The organism is Halosimplex marinum, from assembly GCF_051414075.1.
Lineage (GTDB): Archaea > Halobacteriota > Halobacteria > Halobacteriales > Haloarculaceae > Halosimplex > Halosimplex marinum.
The window spans coordinates 227,042-242,946 of record NZ_JBLKNY010000006.1 but is presented as its reverse complement, the minus strand read 5'-3'; the positions used below and the strand labels follow the sequence as shown (position 1 = coordinate 242,946).

The 15,905-nt window shown below is 67.5% G+C and carries 15 protein-coding genes; 5 read left to right on the top strand and 10 right to left on the bottom strand.

The genetic code is table 11. The features are described 5' to 3' along the window. Positions 1-3 precede the first annotated feature (3 nt). A complete protein-coding gene (locus tag ACMGFI_RS17645; protein ID WP_436911270.1) occupies positions 4-756 on the bottom strand; it encodes a CPBP family intramembrane glutamic endopeptidase in 753 nt (250 codons plus the stop codon). 372 nt (positions 757-1,128) lie between these two features. Here ACMGFI_RS17645 and ACMGFI_RS17640 point away from each other — a divergent pair, with 372 nt between their 5' ends. The 3 genes from ACMGFI_RS17640 (at position 1,129) to ACMGFI_RS17630 (ending at position 3,913) form a co-directional block, all read left to right on the top strand. Then, positions 1,129-2,541, top strand: coding sequence for a sugar transferase (locus ACMGFI_RS17640; RefSeq protein ID WP_436911268.1), 1,413 nt, complete (start codon positions 1,129-1,131; stop codon positions 2,539-2,541). Between the two features lie 92 nt (positions 2,542-2,633). Next, positions 2,634-3,737 (top strand): glycosyltransferase family 4 protein, encoded by a 1,104-nt coding sequence (locus ACMGFI_RS17635; RefSeq protein WP_436911267.1) that lies wholly within the window; start codon positions 2,634-2,636, stop codon positions 3,735-3,737. Further along, positions 3,734-3,913 (top strand): hypothetical protein, encoded by a 180-nt coding sequence (locus ACMGFI_RS17630; protein ID WP_436911265.1) that lies wholly within the window; start codon positions 3,734-3,736, stop codon positions 3,911-3,913. Before ACMGFI_RS17635 ends, ACMGFI_RS17630 begins: the two co-directional genes overlap by 4 nt. 31 nt (positions 3,914-3,944) lie before the next feature. Here the strand turns inward: ACMGFI_RS17630 and ACMGFI_RS17625 are convergent, their stop codons facing one another. The 9 genes from ACMGFI_RS17625 to ACMGFI_RS17585 form a co-directional block, all read right to left on the bottom strand. Further along, on the bottom strand, positions 3,945-4,877 hold the full coding sequence (locus tag ACMGFI_RS17625; protein ID WP_436911263.1) for a UDP-glucuronic acid decarboxylase family protein: 933 nt from the start codon (positions 4,875-4,877) through the stop codon (positions 3,945-3,947). Beyond that, on the bottom strand, positions 4,870-5,736 hold the full coding sequence (galU, locus tag ACMGFI_RS17620; RefSeq protein WP_436911262.1) for a UTP--glucose-1-phosphate uridylyltransferase GalU: 867 nt from the start codon (positions 5,734-5,736) through the stop codon (positions 4,870-4,872). Before galU ends, ACMGFI_RS17625 begins: the two co-directional genes overlap by 8 nt. A gap of 123 nt (positions 5,737-5,859) precedes the next feature. Further along, positions 5,860-6,825 carry an NAD-dependent epimerase/dehydratase family protein gene (locus tag ACMGFI_RS17615; protein ID WP_436911260.1) on the bottom strand — a complete coding sequence of 322 codons (966 nt, stop codon included), beginning with the start codon at positions 6,823-6,825 and terminating at the stop codon, positions 5,860-5,862. A 175-nt stretch (positions 6,826-7,000) separates the two neighbouring features. Beyond that, the gene (locus ACMGFI_RS17610; RefSeq protein ID WP_436911259.1) at positions 7,001-7,276 is read right to left on the bottom strand and encodes a DUF433 domain-containing protein; all 276 of its coding nucleotides are present in this window, start codon (positions 7,274-7,276) and stop codon (positions 7,001-7,003) included. 23 nt (positions 7,277-7,299) lie between these two features. Continuing rightward, entirely contained in the window at positions 7,300-8,247 is a 948-nt protein-coding gene (locus ACMGFI_RS17605; protein ID WP_436911257.1) for an NAD-dependent epimerase/dehydratase family protein, read from the bottom strand. A 3-nt stretch (positions 8,248-8,250) separates the two neighbouring features. Beyond that, the gene (locus tag ACMGFI_RS17600) at positions 8,251-9,435 is read right to left on the bottom strand and encodes an NAD-dependent epimerase/dehydratase family protein (RefSeq protein ID WP_436911256.1); all 1,185 of its coding nucleotides are present in this window, start codon (positions 9,433-9,435) and stop codon (positions 8,251-8,253) included. 121 nt (positions 9,436-9,556) lie between these two features. Then, positions 9,557-11,101 carry a sulfatase gene (locus ACMGFI_RS17595; protein WP_436911255.1) on the bottom strand — a complete coding sequence of 515 codons (1,545 nt, stop codon included), beginning with the start codon at positions 11,099-11,101 and terminating at the stop codon, positions 9,557-9,559. A gap of 188 nt (positions 11,102-11,289) precedes the next feature. After that, the gene (locus ACMGFI_RS17590; protein ID WP_436911253.1) at positions 11,290-12,465 is read right to left on the bottom strand and encodes a hypothetical protein; all 1,176 of its coding nucleotides are present in this window, start codon (positions 12,463-12,465) and stop codon (positions 11,290-11,292) included. Positions 12,466-12,541: 76 nt separating this feature from the next. Next, a complete protein-coding gene (locus tag ACMGFI_RS17585) occupies positions 12,542-13,666 on the bottom strand; it encodes a glycosyltransferase (RefSeq protein ID WP_436911252.1) in 1,125 nt (374 codons plus the stop codon). Between the two features lie 59 nt (positions 13,667-13,725). Here ACMGFI_RS17585 and ACMGFI_RS17580 point away from each other — a divergent pair, with 59 nt between their 5' ends. After that, complete coding sequence (locus ACMGFI_RS17580) at positions 13,726-14,652, top strand: hypothetical protein (RefSeq protein WP_436911251.1); 927 nt, start codon at positions 13,726-13,728, stop codon at positions 14,650-14,652. Next, on the top strand, positions 14,609-15,769 hold the full coding sequence (locus ACMGFI_RS17575; RefSeq protein WP_436911249.1) for a glycosyltransferase family 4 protein: 1,161 nt from the start codon (positions 14,609-14,611) through the stop codon (positions 15,767-15,769). The genes ACMGFI_RS17580 and ACMGFI_RS17575 overlap by 44 nt, the downstream gene beginning before the upstream one ends. The last annotated feature ends 136 nt before the right edge of the window (positions 15,770-15,905 follow it).

Sequence of the window (15,905 nt, the reverse complement as noted above, 5' to 3'; positions counted from 1 at the left end):
TGTTCAGTGGAACGGCAGCAGCGTCGAGAACGAGATCGTCCAGCTCATCGCGTGACTGACCGCGGTCACGGCGAGGTTCTCCGTCCGCTCGTAGGCCAACGCCCAGACGGCCCCACCGACCCCGGTCGACGCGATCCAGTGGACGACGCGGTCGGTCGACGAGACGAGCCCCATCACACCGTGCATCAGCCCGAACGCGAGGCCGCTGACGAGCACGACCCCCGCGGTCCCCAGGTGCGGCCGGAGTCGACCCTGCACGACACCGCGGTACAGCAGTTCCTCGGCCGGCGCCGCGAACAGGTACAGCGCGGGTATCGCCACCGCCCAGAGGACGGGCCGGTTCGCGAGTATCTCCGCGGCCCCCTGAGCGCCGTGCGAGGTCGACGGCGTCGCGGCCCCGACCACCGACAGAACGGCGTTCAGGGCGAACCCCGCGACGCCGAGCAGGACGGGCAGGACCAGGATCCAGCCGATGTCTTCGAGGGTCGGCCACCGAACTTTCGCGTACCGCGACGGCTCGTCCGCGGTGGCCAGGTAGCCGAGGGCGACGGCGCCGAACCCGATCTGGACGCCGACTCTGCCGACGGTGAACGCCGCCGAGTCGGCGACGCCGAGCGCAGCGGCGACCAGACGGAACGCGATGGCGCCGACGACCGCCGCGACGCTGCCGCCGAGTGCCAGCCCCAGCGCCCCGATCACGGCCGTCAGCGCCGGACTGTGGGGGACGACGGACGAGAGTTCCGAGCGGACATTCATTGTTTACACCCCCCGTGAGGGTCGAACACCGGAGACGAACGGTCGGCGGTCCGTTCCTTCGGACGGGGACCGTGGCTCCCGTCGGCTGACAGTCGCACGTCCGGTTCGCATCTTGGGTCAGGTCGTCTCATCGAACGGGTATCGTGGCGACCCCGTATTGAACGACCGAGACCGTTTAGAGCGTTTCTGGCCGTGATACGCCCATACACCTCCGATAGGGGATGTCGCTGTACGCCCGTACACCGACCGGGACAGGCGATCGGAACGACCGGAACGGGCGGCGATCGGACGCGGCCGAAACCGGCGCTGAAAGACTCAGGAGCGATAATCGTGGCGCAGTACTTATGAGAGTCAGTTCGACAATAAGGGACGATGAACTCGCGATGGCAGTATCGGGTCGCGAGCGTGGGGGCCACGGTATCCCTGACGCTCGTCGCGCTGCTCGTCGCGAACCACCCGTTCGTCCAGGACCTGTTCGCGCTGGTGCCCTACTTCGGCCGACCGGCGCCGGAGGTCCTCGTCGGCGGCCAGTTTACGGTCGCGGTGGCGACGACCATCGGTATCGTGGCCGCGGCGATGTGGCCCGTCTTCAAACCCCGTCCGCGGCGGGTTCTCGACACCATCCTCCTGACCCAGAAGCGGGTTCTGCTGGCGATGGTCGGGCTGGCCGCGCTGGGGTACTACAACTACACGTACAGGCTTCCGCGGTCGACGCTGATGATCGTGACCGGTCTGCTGTTCGTCGCGCTCCCGGTGGCGATGGTCGCGATCCGGCGACGGCCGCCGGGCACCGAACGGGCCGTCGTCGTCGGCGACGACCCCGACGCGATGGCGGACGTGCTGGCGACGACCGACCTCGACGTGGTCGGCTACGTCTCGCCGCTGGCGAGCCGCGACGACCGACAGGTGCCCGACAGAGTCGGCTACACCGACGGCGGCGTGGCGGTCGAACGGGACCCCCTGGAGGAACTGGAGTGTCTGGGCGGGCTCTCCAGGCTGGAGGAGATCCTCGTCGCCTACGACATCGACACCGCGGTCCTCGCGTTCGGCGACGCCGACCGCATGGAGTTTTTCGGGACGCTCGACAGCTGTTACGAACACGGCGTCGTCGCGAAGGCCCACCGCGACCACGCCGACAGCGTGCTCACCGCGAGCGTCCCCGACGACGCGCTGGTCGATATCGACCTCGAACCGTGGGACACCCAGGACTACGTCGTCAAGCGGGTGTTCGACGCGGCCTTCGCCGCGACCGGCCTCCTCGTCCTCTCGCCGCTCATCGCGGTCATCGCCGCGGCGATCAGGCTCGACAGCGACGGGCCGGTCCTCTACGGCCAGGAGCGGACCGCCGAGTTCGGCGATACGTTCCGGATCTACAAGTTCCGCACCATGTACCCGGACAGCGAGGACGCCACACCGGTTGACGACGACGACAACGACGCCATCACCCGCGTCGGCCGCGTCCTGCGGACGACCCACCTCGACGAAATCCCCCAGCTGTGGACGATCCTCGTCGGGCGGATGAGTGTCGTCGGCCCGCGGGCGGTCTGGACCGACGAGGAGAGCTACCTGGAGGAGTCCGCGGATCGGTGGCGCAAACGCTGGTTCGTCAAACCCGGGCTCACCGGGCTCGCCCAGATCAGCGGCGCCTCCAGCACCGACCCGGAGACGAAGCTCCACTACGACCTGGAGTACATCCGCCGCCAGTCGTTCTGGCTCGACGTCCGCATCGTCATCCGACAGTGCTGGCAGGTGCTCGCTGACCTCGCCGAGTTCGCCCGTGACTGATCTCGCCCGTCCGCCGGAGACCGACCGCGCGGGTCCGGCCGCGGCCGACCGACCACCACACCTAACACCGACGGGGTGGAGGTGAGAAGCGAATGCGGGTCCTCCGGGTCGCACAGAAGGTCTACCCCGACGTGACGGGCGGCGGGCCGTACCACGTCCACGCGATGAGCCGCGACCAGGCGGCGGCGGGCCACGACGTGATGGTCCTGACGGTCGACGCCGGCGGGGACCGTCCCCACGTCGAAGAGCGCGACGGTTACACGGTGGTCCGGTATCCCGCGTCGGCCGAGCCGCTCGGCAACGCCGTCTCCGCGGGCGTCGCGCAGTTCCTCCGCCGCGCCGGCGAGTACGACGTGATCCACGCCCACTCGCACCTCTATTTCTCGACGAACCTCGCGGCCCTGGCCGGCCGGCTGTCGGGGACGCCGCTGGCGGTCACGAACCACGGCCTCTACTCCCAGACGGCGCCCAAGTGGGTCTTCGACGGCTACCTCCGGACGGTCGGCCGGTGGACCTTCGACAGCGCGGACGCGGTCTTCTGTTACACCGACGAGGACCGCGACCGACTGCGCGAACTGGGCGTCTCGGCCCCCGTCGCGGTCGTCGCCAACGGGATCGACACCGACCGGTTCGCGCCGGACGGGCCGGCGGACGACCGCGTCGCCGGCGACCCCGCTATCGTCTTCGTCGGTCGGCTCGTCGAGGGCAAGCGCCCCGGGGACGCGCTCGCGGCCCTCGAACGACTCCGCGAGCGGGCGCCGGACGCCGGACTCACCGTCTGCGGGGAGGGCCCGCTCCGCGACGAACTGGAGCGGTCGGCCCGCGAGCGCAGCCTGGAGGGGGCGGTGCGGTTCCTGGGCCACGTCTCCTACGAGGCGATGCCGGCGGTCTACCGCGGCGCCGACGCGCTCCTGTTGCCGAGCGAGGCCGAGGGGCTCCCCCGGACGGTGCTGGAGGCGATGGCGACGGACGTGCCCGTCGTCACGAGCGCGCTCGACCAGCTCACGGACGTGGTCGCCGGCGGCGGCGAGACGGTCCAGGTCGGCGACGTGGACGGGTTCGCGGACGCGCTCGCGGCCGTCACCGCGGATCCAGGGGCGTACGCGCCGCGAGAGGTCGTCGAAGGCGGGTACGACTGGGAAACGACCGTCGAGCGGACCACGGAGCGACTCGAACGGATCGCGGGAGAGCGATGAGCGCGCTCGGGCGGCTGCTCGCGGTGCTGTGCTGTCTCTGGGTGGCAGTCAGCGCCGTCGCGACGCTGTGGGGACGGCCGTCCGAGGCGCTCGCGTTCGGGAGTTTCTGCGTCGCCGTCGCCGTCCTCGTCCCGCTCGTCTGGGAACTGGCCGATCCGGACCCGGAACGACAGTGACCAGAAGGGGCCGCCGCGGTCCGGGCCGTCGCTACACGACCGACTCGAAGTAGTCGAGCGACCGTTCGAGCCCGGCTTCGAGGTCGACGGTCGGTTCCCAGTCCAGTTCCGACTTCGCCTTCGAGATGTCGGGCCGACGGACCTGGGGGTCGTCCGGTGGCAGCGGTTCGTAGGTGATCTCGCTGTCGGAGTCGGTCAACTCGATAATCACCTCCGCGAGCTCCTGGATCGTCCGTTCGTCCGGGTTCCCGATGTTGACGGGCGTCTGCACGTCGGCTTCGAGCAGCGCCAGGATCCCCTCGATCAGGTCCGAGACGTAACAGAAGCTCCGGGTCTGCTGGCCGTCGCCGTAGACCGTCAGGTCCTCGCCGGTCAGCGCCTGCTTGGCGAACGTCGGGATGACGCGCCCGTCGTCCAGTCGCATCCGCGGGCCGTACGTGTTGAAGATGCGGACGACGCGGACGTCGATGTCGTGTTCGTCGCGGTACGCGCGGACGAGCGACTCGCCGTAGCGCTTGGACTCGTCGTAACACGACCGGGGACCGTAGGAGTCGACGTTCCCGCGGTAGTCCTCGGGCTGGGGGTTCACGTCGGGGTCGCCGTACACCTCGCTCGTCGACGCGAAGAGGTACGTCGCGTCCTTCTCCTTGGCGAGCCCGAGCGTCTTGTGCGTCCCCAGCGCTCCGACTTTCAGCGTCTTGATCGGGTGGTCCCGGTAGAAGACGGGCGAGGCGAGGCTCGCCAGGTGGATGACGCTGTCGAGGTCCCCGGAAATGTGAATGAAGTTCGTCACGTCGTGTTCGTAGAAGGAAAACCGGTCGTGATAGAAGACGTCCTCCAGATTGTCGGTCCGGCCGGTGACCTGGTTGTCCATCGCGATGACCTCGTGGCCGGCGTCCAGCAGCGCCTCGCAGAGGTGCGACCCGAGGAAGCCGGCGCCGCCGGTGACGAGCACTCTACCCATCGAGCTCTTCCTCGACGAGCGTTCGAACGGCGTCGTTCATCTCGCCGTCGTCGTGGGTGAGCGCCATCTCCAGGTTCGCCTGTAACCAGTCGGGGATGTTCCCGATGTCGTAGCGGTCGCCATCGAGTTCGACCCCGCGGATAGCCGGGAGCTTCCGGAGCGCGTCCGTCAGCTGGAGTTCGCCGCCGACGCCGGGTTCGGTCTCCTCCAGCAGGTCGAATATCTCCGACGTGAGGACGTACCGGCCGGTGATGGCAAGGTTCGACGGCGCGTCCTCGCGCGCGGGTTTCTCCACGAGTTCCTCGATGGGGAGCGACCCGTCCTCGCTCCGTTCGCCGACGTCCGCGACGCCGTAGGCGGACACCTTCTCCCAGGGGACGGCTTCGAGCGAGATGGTCGACTCCCCGTGGGCCTCGGCGTGGTCGATGAGTTTCGCCGTACAGGAGACCTCGCTTTTCACGATCGTGTCCCCGAGCAACAGTGCGAACGGTTCGTCGCCGACGTGCTTCCGGGCGTAGCGGACGGCGTCACCGAGCCCGTCGCGCTCCTTCTGACGGACGTAGTGGATGTCGCAGAGGTCCGCGATCTCCTGGACCCGGTCGAGCCGGTCGTCCTTGCCGGCGGCCGCGAGTTCCGCTTCGAGTTCGTAGGACTTGTCGAAGTGGCGCTCGATCGACTGTTTCCCGCGGCCGGTGATGATGAGGATGTCGTCGATCCCGGCGTCGACGGCCTCCTCGACGACGTACTGGATGGTCGGCTTGTCGAGGACCGGCATCATCTCCTTGGGCTGGGCTTTCGTCACCGGTAGGAATCGTGTGCCAAAGCCTGCGGCGGGAATGACAGCCTTGTTCACATCCATGACACCTACACCGGTGGGGACTATCTTGGAAGTTACGCAACCCCGTACGAACACCGGCCATCGGTCGCGCCGAGCCGGCCGACAGTCCGTCGGGAGCGCGGGCGGTTTCGGGCGGCGAGTCGGTCAGTCCTCGACCAGCAGTTTCCGGATGCTGTCCTCGACGGAGTGTTCGACCGTCCACCCCAGTTCTTCGCGAGCCCGCGTCGTGTCGACCTCGAACTCGCTGACGAGCGTCTCGTCGCGCGGGTTCTCCAGCAGTTCGATCTCCGGTTCGAAGTCGATCTCCTCGGCGGAGATGTCCCGGACGATCTCCGCGACGGTCGTGATCCCGGGGTCCTCGTCGCTGGCGATCTCGTACTTCTCGACGCCCGTCTCGCCCGCGTCGAGCCGGTCGTCGAGCCGCTCGGCGCTCCGGACGTACGCGCGGGCCACGTCCTTGACGTGGACGTAGTTGCGCGCCTGGTCGCCGGGCTCGTAGACGGTCAACGCCTCGCCCGCCCTCGCGCGGCCGACGAAGAAGTTGATGACCGTCCCCTTCGAGACGGTCTGACCGCCGATCTCGTGTTCCCCATACAGATTCGACTTGAGGAACAGGTGCGCGGGGAACGCGCCCTCGGCGAACGTCTCGATGGCGCGCTCGCTGAGCAGTTTCGTCCGGCCGTACCAGTTCATGGGGTCGCGGCGGTGGTCGACGGTGATCGGGAACTCGACGGGGTCGCCCAGCACCGCCATCGAGAACGGGAACACGAGCGCCGCGCCGGTCTTCCGGCAGAACCACGCGACGTTGTTCGTTCCCTGGACGTTGACCTCGTAGGCCTGGTCCTGATTGTCCTCGCAGTCGTCGACACCCGAGATCGCCGCGAGGTGCATCACGATGTCCGCACCCGCCAGCGCGTCCTCCAGGCGGTCGCGGTTGCGAACGTCGACGTGCTCGACGGTCACGTCGCCAATCTCGCGCACGTCACCGAGGTAGAAGTTGTCGAGCGCGGCGATCTCCCAGTCGGGGTAGGCCTGCTGTAGTTCCGAGACGACGCGACTGCCGATGAATCCCGCCGCGCCTGTGACGGCGACGGTGCGTTGGTCTGTCATTATCTGTGTGTCCTTCGGATCGAGTGTTTCGTATCGCGTGTGGCTGCACCGAGAGAGTGATTGCTATTACGTCGTACTAAATCCGACGTAATGACCATTACACGGGATCGGTTTACAGTTCTCTCCCTCACGGAAATCGCGTTCTTGTCGATGTAGACCTCTGATTGGTTCATTGCTATTCCACGCTGTCAGGTGTTATCGCCTGTTCTCGCAGTTGGGCTTCGAGTCGCTCGTTCCGTTCTCGAATCTCGTCCATCTCGTCGGGGTTGTCGTAGTAGTACGCGAGTGCGGTGTGGACATCCGAGAGCGAGATGGCGAGTTGATCCGCGACGTATTCCGGAGAGTGGCCCGCATCCAGAACCATGTCCGCCACCTGGAGGACCGAAATGCGGTGTCCCGCCAGCCGTGGCTTCCCCCCGAGGACACCATCGGTTCGAACAATTTCGGCCATGTGTCAGCTCCGAGTTCCGGTTGTCATAAGCCTGCCTTCGTCTCCGAGTCACGGAACCGCGCGGCCAGGTCCCGGACGCCCTCGCGGAGGGTGTATTCGGTCTCGAAGCCCGTCCCGTCCAGGCGGTCGAAGTTGACGTGGTAGGAGGGGCCGGGGTGTTCGTCTTCGAGGTAGGTGATGTCGACCGGGCCGACCTCCTCGCGGACGACCTCGGCTATCTCCTCGATGCGGTAGTTGCCGTCGTTCGAGCCGACGTTGTACACGCGCTCGTTCCACGCATCGGGCTCGCGGACGGCGTGTTCGTAGGCGCGGGCGGCGTCGTCGACGTGGACGAACGGCCGCCAGTTCGACCCGTCACCGTAGACGGTGAGCGGCCGGCCCGTCACCGCGCGAAAGACGAAGTGGTTGACGACGAGGTTGAACCGGACCGCCGGCGAGTAGCCGAAGTTGGTCGCCATCCGGAGAGCGGTGCCGGTCATGTCGTACTCCTCGCAGTGCTCCGCGAGCAGGTCCTCCGACTGGTACTTCGTCTCGGCGTAGGGGTTGATCGGGTCGGGGTCGACCGTCTCGTCGATGTCCGTGCTCGTCGCGCGGCCGTAGATGTTACACGAGGAGGCGAAGACGACGTGGTCGACGCCGAGCTTGCCCGCGGCGGTCAGGACGTTCTCGGTGCCGTCGTAGTTGACGGCGAAGGTCTCCTCGCGACGGTCGTGCGTGCTCGCCGCGCCCGTGATTGCGGCGAGGTGGACCACCCGGTCCACGTCGCGCATCGCGCTCTCGACGTCGCCGTACTCGCGCACGTCGCCCCGGCGGAAGTCCAGCCCGTCGTCGAAACAGCCAAAGAGGGCGCGGGGCGACCCGGAGACGAGGCTGTCGAGGACGACCACGCGGTCGACGTCGCCGTCGGCCTGGAGTTTCGGCACGAGGTGGCTGCCGATGTAGCCACACCCGCCGGTGACGAGCACGTCCACGGGTTACTCCTCTTCGTCCCAGTCGTCGAGGACGCCCGGCAGGAACCGGTCCTCGTGGGCCTCGATGGTGTCGGCGTGGGCGGTGAGCGTCTCGAACACGTCGCGGATGCCGCCCTCGAACGACTGGGCCTGCCCGCCGATGAGGTCGGCGTAGCGGTCGTTCTCGATCTCCATCTTGTGGGTCTCGTCCTCGTCGCGGGGGTTCTCGAAGTGCTCGACGGCCACGTCCAGATCGAACTCCGAGCCCACGTCGGCGATAGTCTCGGCGATCTCGACGATGGAGATCGCGCGGGTGACCTGGTTGTAGACGGTCAGGTCGTCCGGGCGCTCCGCGTGGTCCTGCAGGGCGAGGTTGGCCAGCCCCTCGACGGCGTCCTCCAGCGAGACGAACGGCTTGCGCTGTTCGCCCTTGCCGTAGACGGTGACCGGGTAGCCCGCGACGGCCTGTGCGGCGAAGCGGTGGGCCACCGTGCCGAAGTAGTAGTCGAAGTCGAACCGGGTCTTCAGCCGGTCGTCCTCGCGGGTCTCCTCGGTCTCGGTCCCGTAGGTGATGGCCGTGCGCACGTCCGAGATGGGGATGTCGAACTGCTGGTGAGCCAGGCGCATGTTCGCGGCGTCGTGGCTCTTGGTGAGGTGGTACCACGACCCCGCCATCGCCGGGAACGGCACCTCGTCGCGCTCGCCCTCGTTCTCCATCACGGCACCGCCCTCGGGGATGGGGAACTCGGGGGCACCGTAGACACCCGTCGTCGTCGTCTCGATGAAGTGCGTGTCGTTGAGGTCGTGCTCGTCCAGGCCCCACAGCAGGTTCCGCGTGGCCTGCATGTTGTTGTGCTGGGTGTAGTTGGCCCGCTCGCCGTTGATCTGGGAGTACGGCGCGGACGGTTGCGCGGCCGCGTGGACCACCACGTCGGGCTCGTGGACCGCGAGGAGTTCGTCGACGAACGACTTCTCGACGAGGTCGCCCTCGACGAAGGACATGTTGCCGATACCGAACACGTCCTCGGCCGCGTCGATGCGCTGGTCGATGCCCGCGATGGGCGTCGCGCTCTTCGAGCCGACCTCTTCGACCCACTCGCGGCGGGCGAAGTTGTCGACGAGCAGCACGCGGTCGTCCGTCCGGTTCGCGATGCGCAGGGCGGTCGGCCACCCGATGTAGCCGTCGGCGCCGGTGACGAGGATCGTCATAGGTTACTCAGATTGTGAGTAACTCTGCTCGGTTATATGTTTTTTCATCGGGCGGGTGCTGTCGCTAGGTACTCAAGAGAGAGGTGTCGGGATCAGAGGCAGAAACGGCCGTACCAGGCGCTTACTCCTGCAGGTATCCGAGGTCTTCGAGGCGCTGGGCCGTTGTCTCGGACATCGCCGGGTCACCGTCGGGGTCGGCGTGGTTGAACGACGCGAGCCAGTCGTCGAGTACGTCGCCGAGGGAGTCGGTTCGGCGTGTGGCGTCGACGGATTCCTTGTCCGCCGTGTTCGCCTCGGCTGTCCCACCCGCCTCGGGTACCCCATTCGCGCCGGTCGTCCCGTCGCCATCGGTCGAGAGTAGGTCCACCGTCTCGTCGGGGTCGGTCGCGAGGTGGTAGCACTCGCGCGAGCCGTCGGATCCGCGTATCAGCTTCCACCCGTCGCCGCGGACGGCGCGTAGCGACCGGTCGTACCGGCGCACGTCGTCGGAGAGGCCGCCCACGCGCTCGGTCAGCGCCGCCATCGACGGCTGGGGCGCGAGGTACTCGGCAAAGACGTGGTCTCGCTGTCCGCTGCTGTCGGCGAGCAGCGATTCGCCCTGTGCCTGGTCGCGGAACTCCGGCGCGTCCACATCGGCCGCGTCGAGCAGCGTCGGCGCGAGATCGGTTAGCGATACCAGCCGCTCGTCGCAACCTTCGTCAAACGGGCCGCCGTGGACAACCAGCGGCACGTGGAGCAGCGTCTCGTAGAGGCAGTACTGGTGGTCCATCAACCCGTGGTCACCGATGTTCTCCCCGTGGTCGCCCGTGACGACGAACACCGTGTCCTCCCAGACGCCGGCCGCCACCAGCGCGTCGCGCAGCTCGGCGATCCGGTCGTCGAGGTAGGCGATCTCGCCGCGATACAGCGCGCGCAACGCCGCGAAATCCTCGTCGGTGAGGTCCAGGTCACCCGCGACATACGACCACGCGTCTTGCGGGACGGCCATCGCCTCGTCGTAGCTCGTCCCCGCGGGGAGGAACTGTTCGGCCGCCTCGCGGGGCGGCCGATACTCCAGGTGGGGTTCGAGGTAGTTCACGAAACAGAAGAAGGGGCGCTCGTCGTCGCGGTCGGCGAGCCACTCCCGGATCCACCGATTGGTCCGGCGCGCGCCGCTGTCCTCGCGCTTGCGGAAGAACTGTCCGTAGACGGCGTTGAGTGCGTTGACCAACGGATTGCCGTCGAACAGCGACCGGGTGAGTGCCCGGAGTTTGTCGCGACCCTCGTTCGTGCGGGCGGCGGGCCCGAGGTCCGTGTCCGCCTGGAGGTACTGCCAGGTCTTGCGGAAGCGCTCGAAACCCCGAGCGAAGCCGAACCCGTCGCTGATCCAGGTGTTGTTCGAGACGGCGACGGTCTCGTAGCCGGCTCCGGCGAACACTTCCGCGACTGTCGGAAGCCCGTCGTCGAGGTACTTGTGGTCGGCGTGGGCGCCGTGTTTCGACGGGTACGTTCCGGTGAACAGCGAGGCGTGCGACGGGAGCGTCCACGGTGCCGGTGCGACCGCACTGTCGAACCGCGTCCCCTCGGACGCCAGCGATTCGAGGGTCGGAGCGACCGTCTCGTCGGCCGGGAACACGTCCCGGTAGCGGGCCGTGTCCATCACCACGACGACGACGTTCCGGGTCATCGCCGACACTCCGGCTCGGAGGATTCGTCCGGTATCAGCTCCGTACCGAGACGAAGCCCTCTCGGCGTTCGTCGGCCCGACAGGTCGGGCACACTGTCGTCGCGACTGAGCGACCCCGCGATCATCGTTTACCATACGACCGCTCAGTCCCCTAACGATGTCGGTCGTCTCGACCGCGTCGCGAACGATCATCCCAGTCGCTCGAAGCGGTCGGTGAGGTCGAACCGCGTCGCGGCGCCGACGCCGGCAAACAGGAAGAGCACCCAGAGGAACATCTGTCGCTGGCGGACGTTCGTCCCCACGTTGGCGTTGACGAGCCCGTAGAGTATCGTACCGACGGCGAAGGCGACGACGAGCGCGCCGGTCGTTCGCTCCGAACGCCTCCAGAGAACCGGGACGCCCACGGCCGCGAAGCCGGCTGCGACGAGGTTCCCGACCGACTGGGGAAAGACGACCGCGTCGGCCACCGTCTCGATCATCCAGGGGAACGGCGTGAACAGGAAATAGACCGCTCCGACCGGCGCGAACGCGATCGCCTTCGGGATCGTGTCGGGACGGAACTCGGGGAGGTACACCGTCCGGCCTTCGCTCCGACGGTCACGCTTGACGACCAGGAAGTCGAGCGCCGACCGGACGAACGGACGGCCGACGGTGAGCGTGACGAGCGTCGCCAGCGTCGCGGCGACGGCGAGTCGCAACTGTGTGATACCGTCGCGATGGCCGACTGCGACGCCGGTGCCCAGCGCGACCGCGTACAGCGGTAGGTTTTCCCACCGGACGACCGAGATCAGTCCCAGGACGGCGAGTCCGGTGAGGTACCTGACAGTCCCGTCGGGGAACCACGCGGGTCCGGTGCCGGTCTGGAACCACGACGGCGCCGCCCCGGTATCGCTCAGTAGTATCGTCGCCCAGACCAGCCCCGCGAGGACGAACGACTCCCGGAGGACAGTACTGTGGACGAGGACGATGCTCGGATAGCAAACGAGTGGAAGTACGGCGACGACGCCGGCCTCACGGGAGTGGAGCGCTCGGGCGAGGCGATAGAGCCCGTAGACGGCGACGGCCCCCAGAAGCGCGGCGAACAACCGACCGTACAGCCGGCTCGGCCCCGGCAACAGCCACAACGGCGAAAGAAAGAGCCCCCACAGCGTGACGATCCGGTCCGGGTTCGTCGGGATCGTCGGGAGACGGCCCGCGATCAGCGTTGCCGCAGTCTCGGCTGCGCTGGCCGCGAATCGGTCCGCGTCCGCCCTGGCGTACGGATTCAGTTTCGTGAGGCCCGTGACTGCCACACCGACCAGGCGCGTCGAGAGTGCCAGGAGAAAGACGAGCAGTCCGACACCGAACCGTCGTCGGCCGTTCATTGTCTCTGTGACGCACGTCCGTCGACAAAACGGTTCTGGCCGCCGACCATCGGGCAGATTCCGTCGGAGATCGGTCTCATCGACTACCAGAACTGGGTGAGAGCGACTCGTACAGTCGACGGTGGGCTTCGACAGTACTCGCGATGTCGAACTCCTCGCCGACCCGCTGTCGACCCGCGCGACCGAACTCGGACTGCCGGTCGGCACTAGCCAGGTCACACATCGCCGACGCGAGCGCGTCGGGCGACTCCGGTGGGACGAGCCGCCCCGTCTCGCCGTCGACGACGACCTCGTCGACACCCGGGATGTCCGTCGCCACCACCGGGAGGCCAGCTGCCATCGCCTCCAGGTGTGCGATCGGCAGCCCTTCGAACACGGACGAGGAGACGAACACGTCCGCCAGCGCGTAGTACGGGTGAACGGACGGGACTCGCCCCGTGACGGTCACGTCGTCGTCCAGTCCGCGCCGCCGAACGCGCTCCCGGAGCGACTCCTCCTCGGATCCCCAGCCGACGACGAACAGGTGCGCCGCCGGCTCCCGGTCGACGACGGCCGCCATCGCGTCTACGAGCGTCGCCTGGTCTTTCGCCGGTACGTACCGCGAGACGTTCAGGTAGACGGTTGCGTCGTCCGCCACCGTGACAGCCAGCGAATCCGGATCCGCCGTCTCGACCGCCGTCCCGAACGCGTCGGTGTCGACGCCGTTGTAGATCGTGCACCATCCGTCCTCGAGGGTCCCGTCGTACCGGTGGGCCGCACCGCGGAATGCCCGCTCGACACCCGCCGAAACCGCGACCGTCGCATCGTCGAGCGGTCGCGTCGTCCGTTCGAGCGTCCGGGTGATCGGATGGTAGTTCTCCGGGACGTTGTGTTGGGTGCTGACGACCGCGCCGATGGTTCCGAGGAGCGCAGAGAGTCGTCCGAGCGTCTGTGAATACGGGAGGTGAGTGTGGAGAACGTCGAACTCGCGCCGGCGGAAGAAGCGGGCCATCCGCCCCAGCGCCCGGGGGTCGAATTTGAACGACGCGCCGAAGTCGACCACCTCGGCGCCGGCCTCGCGGAGGTCCGGGACGAGGCTGTCGTCCCCTTCGACGAAGCAGACCGTGTACGAGACATCGGGGTCGGTCCGCCTGACGAGATCGAGGAGGAGCGTCGGCGCGCCGCCGGGCGCCAGCTGATTGATGAGATAGCAGATCTCCATCGGGCTACTCCTACTGCGCTACCGAAAGGATATAAACCTATCAGCATCTTTGTGCGGCCATGTATTCCCTCTCGCAGCTGAAGCGGGGGCTCTCGACGCCCGCGCTGTTCCTCCGGGAGGCGAACCGGCTGTATCACCGGCGGCTGAACCAGCGGGACTACAACACCGATGGCGTCGATATCTTCGCAGAGGACTGGGACAACCTCCTGATTCTGGACGCGTGCCGATACGATATGTTCGCCGAGCAAGCGGACCTTGGCGGGCGTCTAGAGCGTCGTGTTTCCCGCGGGTCCAGCACGCGAGAGTTCCTCAAAGGGAACTTCCAGGGTCGGGAACTCCACGACACGGTGTACGTCACTGCAAACCCGCAGTTGTACCGCCACCAGGACTGGCTTGATACTTCCTTCCACGCGGTCGATCATGTCTGGATGAAAGAGGGATGGGACGACGAGCACATGACCGTCCTTCCCGAGACAACGACGACCGCGGCCCTGCGAGCCGCTGAGGAGTACCCGGATAAGCGGCTGCTGGTCCACTACATCCAGCCCCACTATCCGTTCATCGTCGACAGTGACGAGCCACAGCCGTTCGACCCCGACCAAGCGTTTCTCAAGCCCGATGAGCCGGGTAGCTGGAACCAGTTGCTCACCGGGGATCTTCAGACACCAGATGAGTCCGTCTGGCGAGCTTATCGGAATAATCTCGACCGGGCGCTGCCGCACGTTGCCGACCTGCTGACAGGTCTAGACGGCCGCTCGGTCGTTAGTTCAGACCACGGCAACATGGTGGGCGAGCGTGCGCGCCCCTTCCCTATCCGCGAGTGGGGACACCCGCGCGGCATCTATACGGACCAACTCGTCACCGTTCCGTGGCTGATTGTTGAGGGCGAGCGTCGCAACATCGTGGCCGAAACGCCGACCGGCGAGCGCGAGGAGACAGCCGATGACGTGGTCGCGGACCGACTCGAACAGCTCGGGTACGCCTGAGCCGATGCGGGTCGCCTACCTCACCGCCTTCCGGTTCGAGGGGAAAGCGGGGCGGTACGGGCGAATGCACGACCTCTTCGACGGCTTTCGGACGTGCGACGCCGACTTCGAGTGGCGCGTCTTCCCGCTCATCGACGAGGGGGAACGGCTCGCCCTCTCGCCGCTGGGGTTCGAGGCCGACGACCTCTGGGGCAGTCGGTTGCACAACGTCGAGTCGCTCCTGTCGGCCCCCCGCGTCGCGCGGGCGCTACGCTCCTACGAGCCCGACGTCGTCCACGTGCCGACGGCGCGACCGGTCGAGGGGACGATCGCGAGGGCGGTCGGGTCCCGCCTGGACGCCCCCGTCGTCTGCGGCCCCAACGTCGGTGGCTGGTTCCCGATCAGGCCGAACGGACTCTGGGAGGACTCCCCCGGAGAGGCCGCCGCGAACAGGCTCAACTACCTCGCGAACCGGCTGTCGGTGGCCGCGATCGACCCCGACCGCCTCCTCGCGTTCAGCGAATACCACCGGGAGATGCTCCGCTCGGTCCGGTCGACCGGGCCGATCGAGGTCCTCCGTCCGGCCGTCCACCCCCGGTTCCGACCGGACCCCGAGGTCGCTCGCGAGACGGACCTCCTGTACGTGGGCGCCCTGAACGAGCGGAAGGGGTACCCCGCGTTCGTCGACGCGCTCGCCCGACTGGACGGGACGCGCGAACTCCGGGTCGACATCGTCGGCGGGACGCCCGAGGACAGCCCCGACTTCGAGACGGTCGACGTGACGTATCACGGGGTCGTCCCACGGGAGGAACTCCCGGCGTTCTACACCCGCGCGAAACTGTTCGTCTGTCTGTCGACCGACGAGATGGGGCCCAACACGCTCGTGGAGTCGTTCGCGTGCGGGACGCCGGCGCTGGTCAACGACGAGAGCAGTCTCGTCGAATACGTCCGCGGCGGCAACGGCGTCCGCTGCGATCGGACCGACGCGGACGACGTCGAGCGGCGACTGCGCGAGTGCCTCGAGGACGCCGATCGACTGATCGAGAACGCGCTGGACGCGGCTCCGTCGTACGATCTCTGCCGGACCGTCGACCAGCTCGAAGCGGTCTATCGCTCGGTGATCGAGGACCGACCGTGACCGAAACGGGTTACTGGTCGACATCGGTGACCCGGGGCATCAGGGACCAACTCGCCGAACTCTGTTCGGACGAGCGGACCCGTTCTCGCCCCGGCGGGAATACACGCGAGGCGGTACGCGGGCGAATTCGGTCAGC

What these genes read in the sequence shown, in the direction of transcription:
- ACMGFI_RS17575 (WP_436911249.1), top strand. Translation starts at nt 14,609, where the DNA reads ATGACGTGGTCGCGGACCGACTCGAACAGCTCGGGTACGCCTGAGCCG.
- ACMGFI_RS17595 (WP_436911255.1), bottom strand. Translation starts at nt 11,101, where the DNA reads ATGACCCGGAACGTCGTCGTCGTGGTGATGGACACGGCCCGCTACCGG.
- ACMGFI_RS17635 (WP_436911267.1), top strand. Translation starts at nt 2,634, where the DNA reads ATGCGGGTCCTCCGGGTCGCACAGAAGGTCTACCCCGACGTGACGGGC.
- ACMGFI_RS17590 (WP_436911253.1), bottom strand. Translation starts at nt 12,465, where the DNA reads ATGAACGGCCGACGACGGTTCGGTGTCGGACTGCTCGTCTTTCTCCTG.
- ACMGFI_RS17640 (WP_436911268.1), top strand. Translation starts at nt 1,129, where the DNA reads ATGAACTCGCGATGGCAGTATCGGGTCGCGAGCGTGGGGGCCACGGTA.
- ACMGFI_RS17585 (WP_436911252.1), bottom strand. Translation starts at nt 13,666, where the DNA reads ATGGAGATCTGCTATCTCATCAATCAGCTGGCGCCCGGCGGCGCGCCG.
- ACMGFI_RS17645 (WP_436911270.1), bottom strand. Translation starts at nt 756, where the DNA reads ATGAATGTCCGCTCGGAACTCTCGTCCGTCGTCCCCCACAGTCCGGCG.
- galU (WP_436911262.1), bottom strand. Translation starts at nt 5,736, where the DNA reads ATGGATGTGAACAAGGCTGTCATTCCCGCCGCAGGCTTTGGCACACGA.
- ACMGFI_RS17580 (WP_436911251.1), top strand. Translation starts at nt 13,726, where the DNA reads ATGTATTCCCTCTCGCAGCTGAAGCGGGGGCTCTCGACGCCCGCGCTG.
- ACMGFI_RS17600 (WP_436911256.1), bottom strand. Translation starts at nt 9,435, where the DNA reads ATGACGATCCTCGTCACCGGCGCCGACGGCTACATCGGGTGGCCGACC.
- ACMGFI_RS17610 (WP_436911259.1), bottom strand. Translation starts at nt 7,276, where the DNA reads ATGGCCGAAATTGTTCGAACCGATGGTGTCCTCGGGGGGAAGCCACGG.
- ACMGFI_RS17625 (WP_436911263.1), bottom strand. Translation starts at nt 4,877, where the DNA reads ATGGGTAGAGTGCTCGTCACCGGCGGCGCCGGCTTCCTCGGGTCGCAC.
- ACMGFI_RS17615 (WP_436911260.1), bottom strand. Translation starts at nt 6,825, where the DNA reads ATGACAGACCAACGCACCGTCGCCGTCACAGGCGCGGCGGGATTCATC.
- ACMGFI_RS17630 (WP_436911265.1), top strand. Translation starts at nt 3,734, where the DNA reads ATGAGCGCGCTCGGGCGGCTGCTCGCGGTGCTGTGCTGTCTCTGGGTG.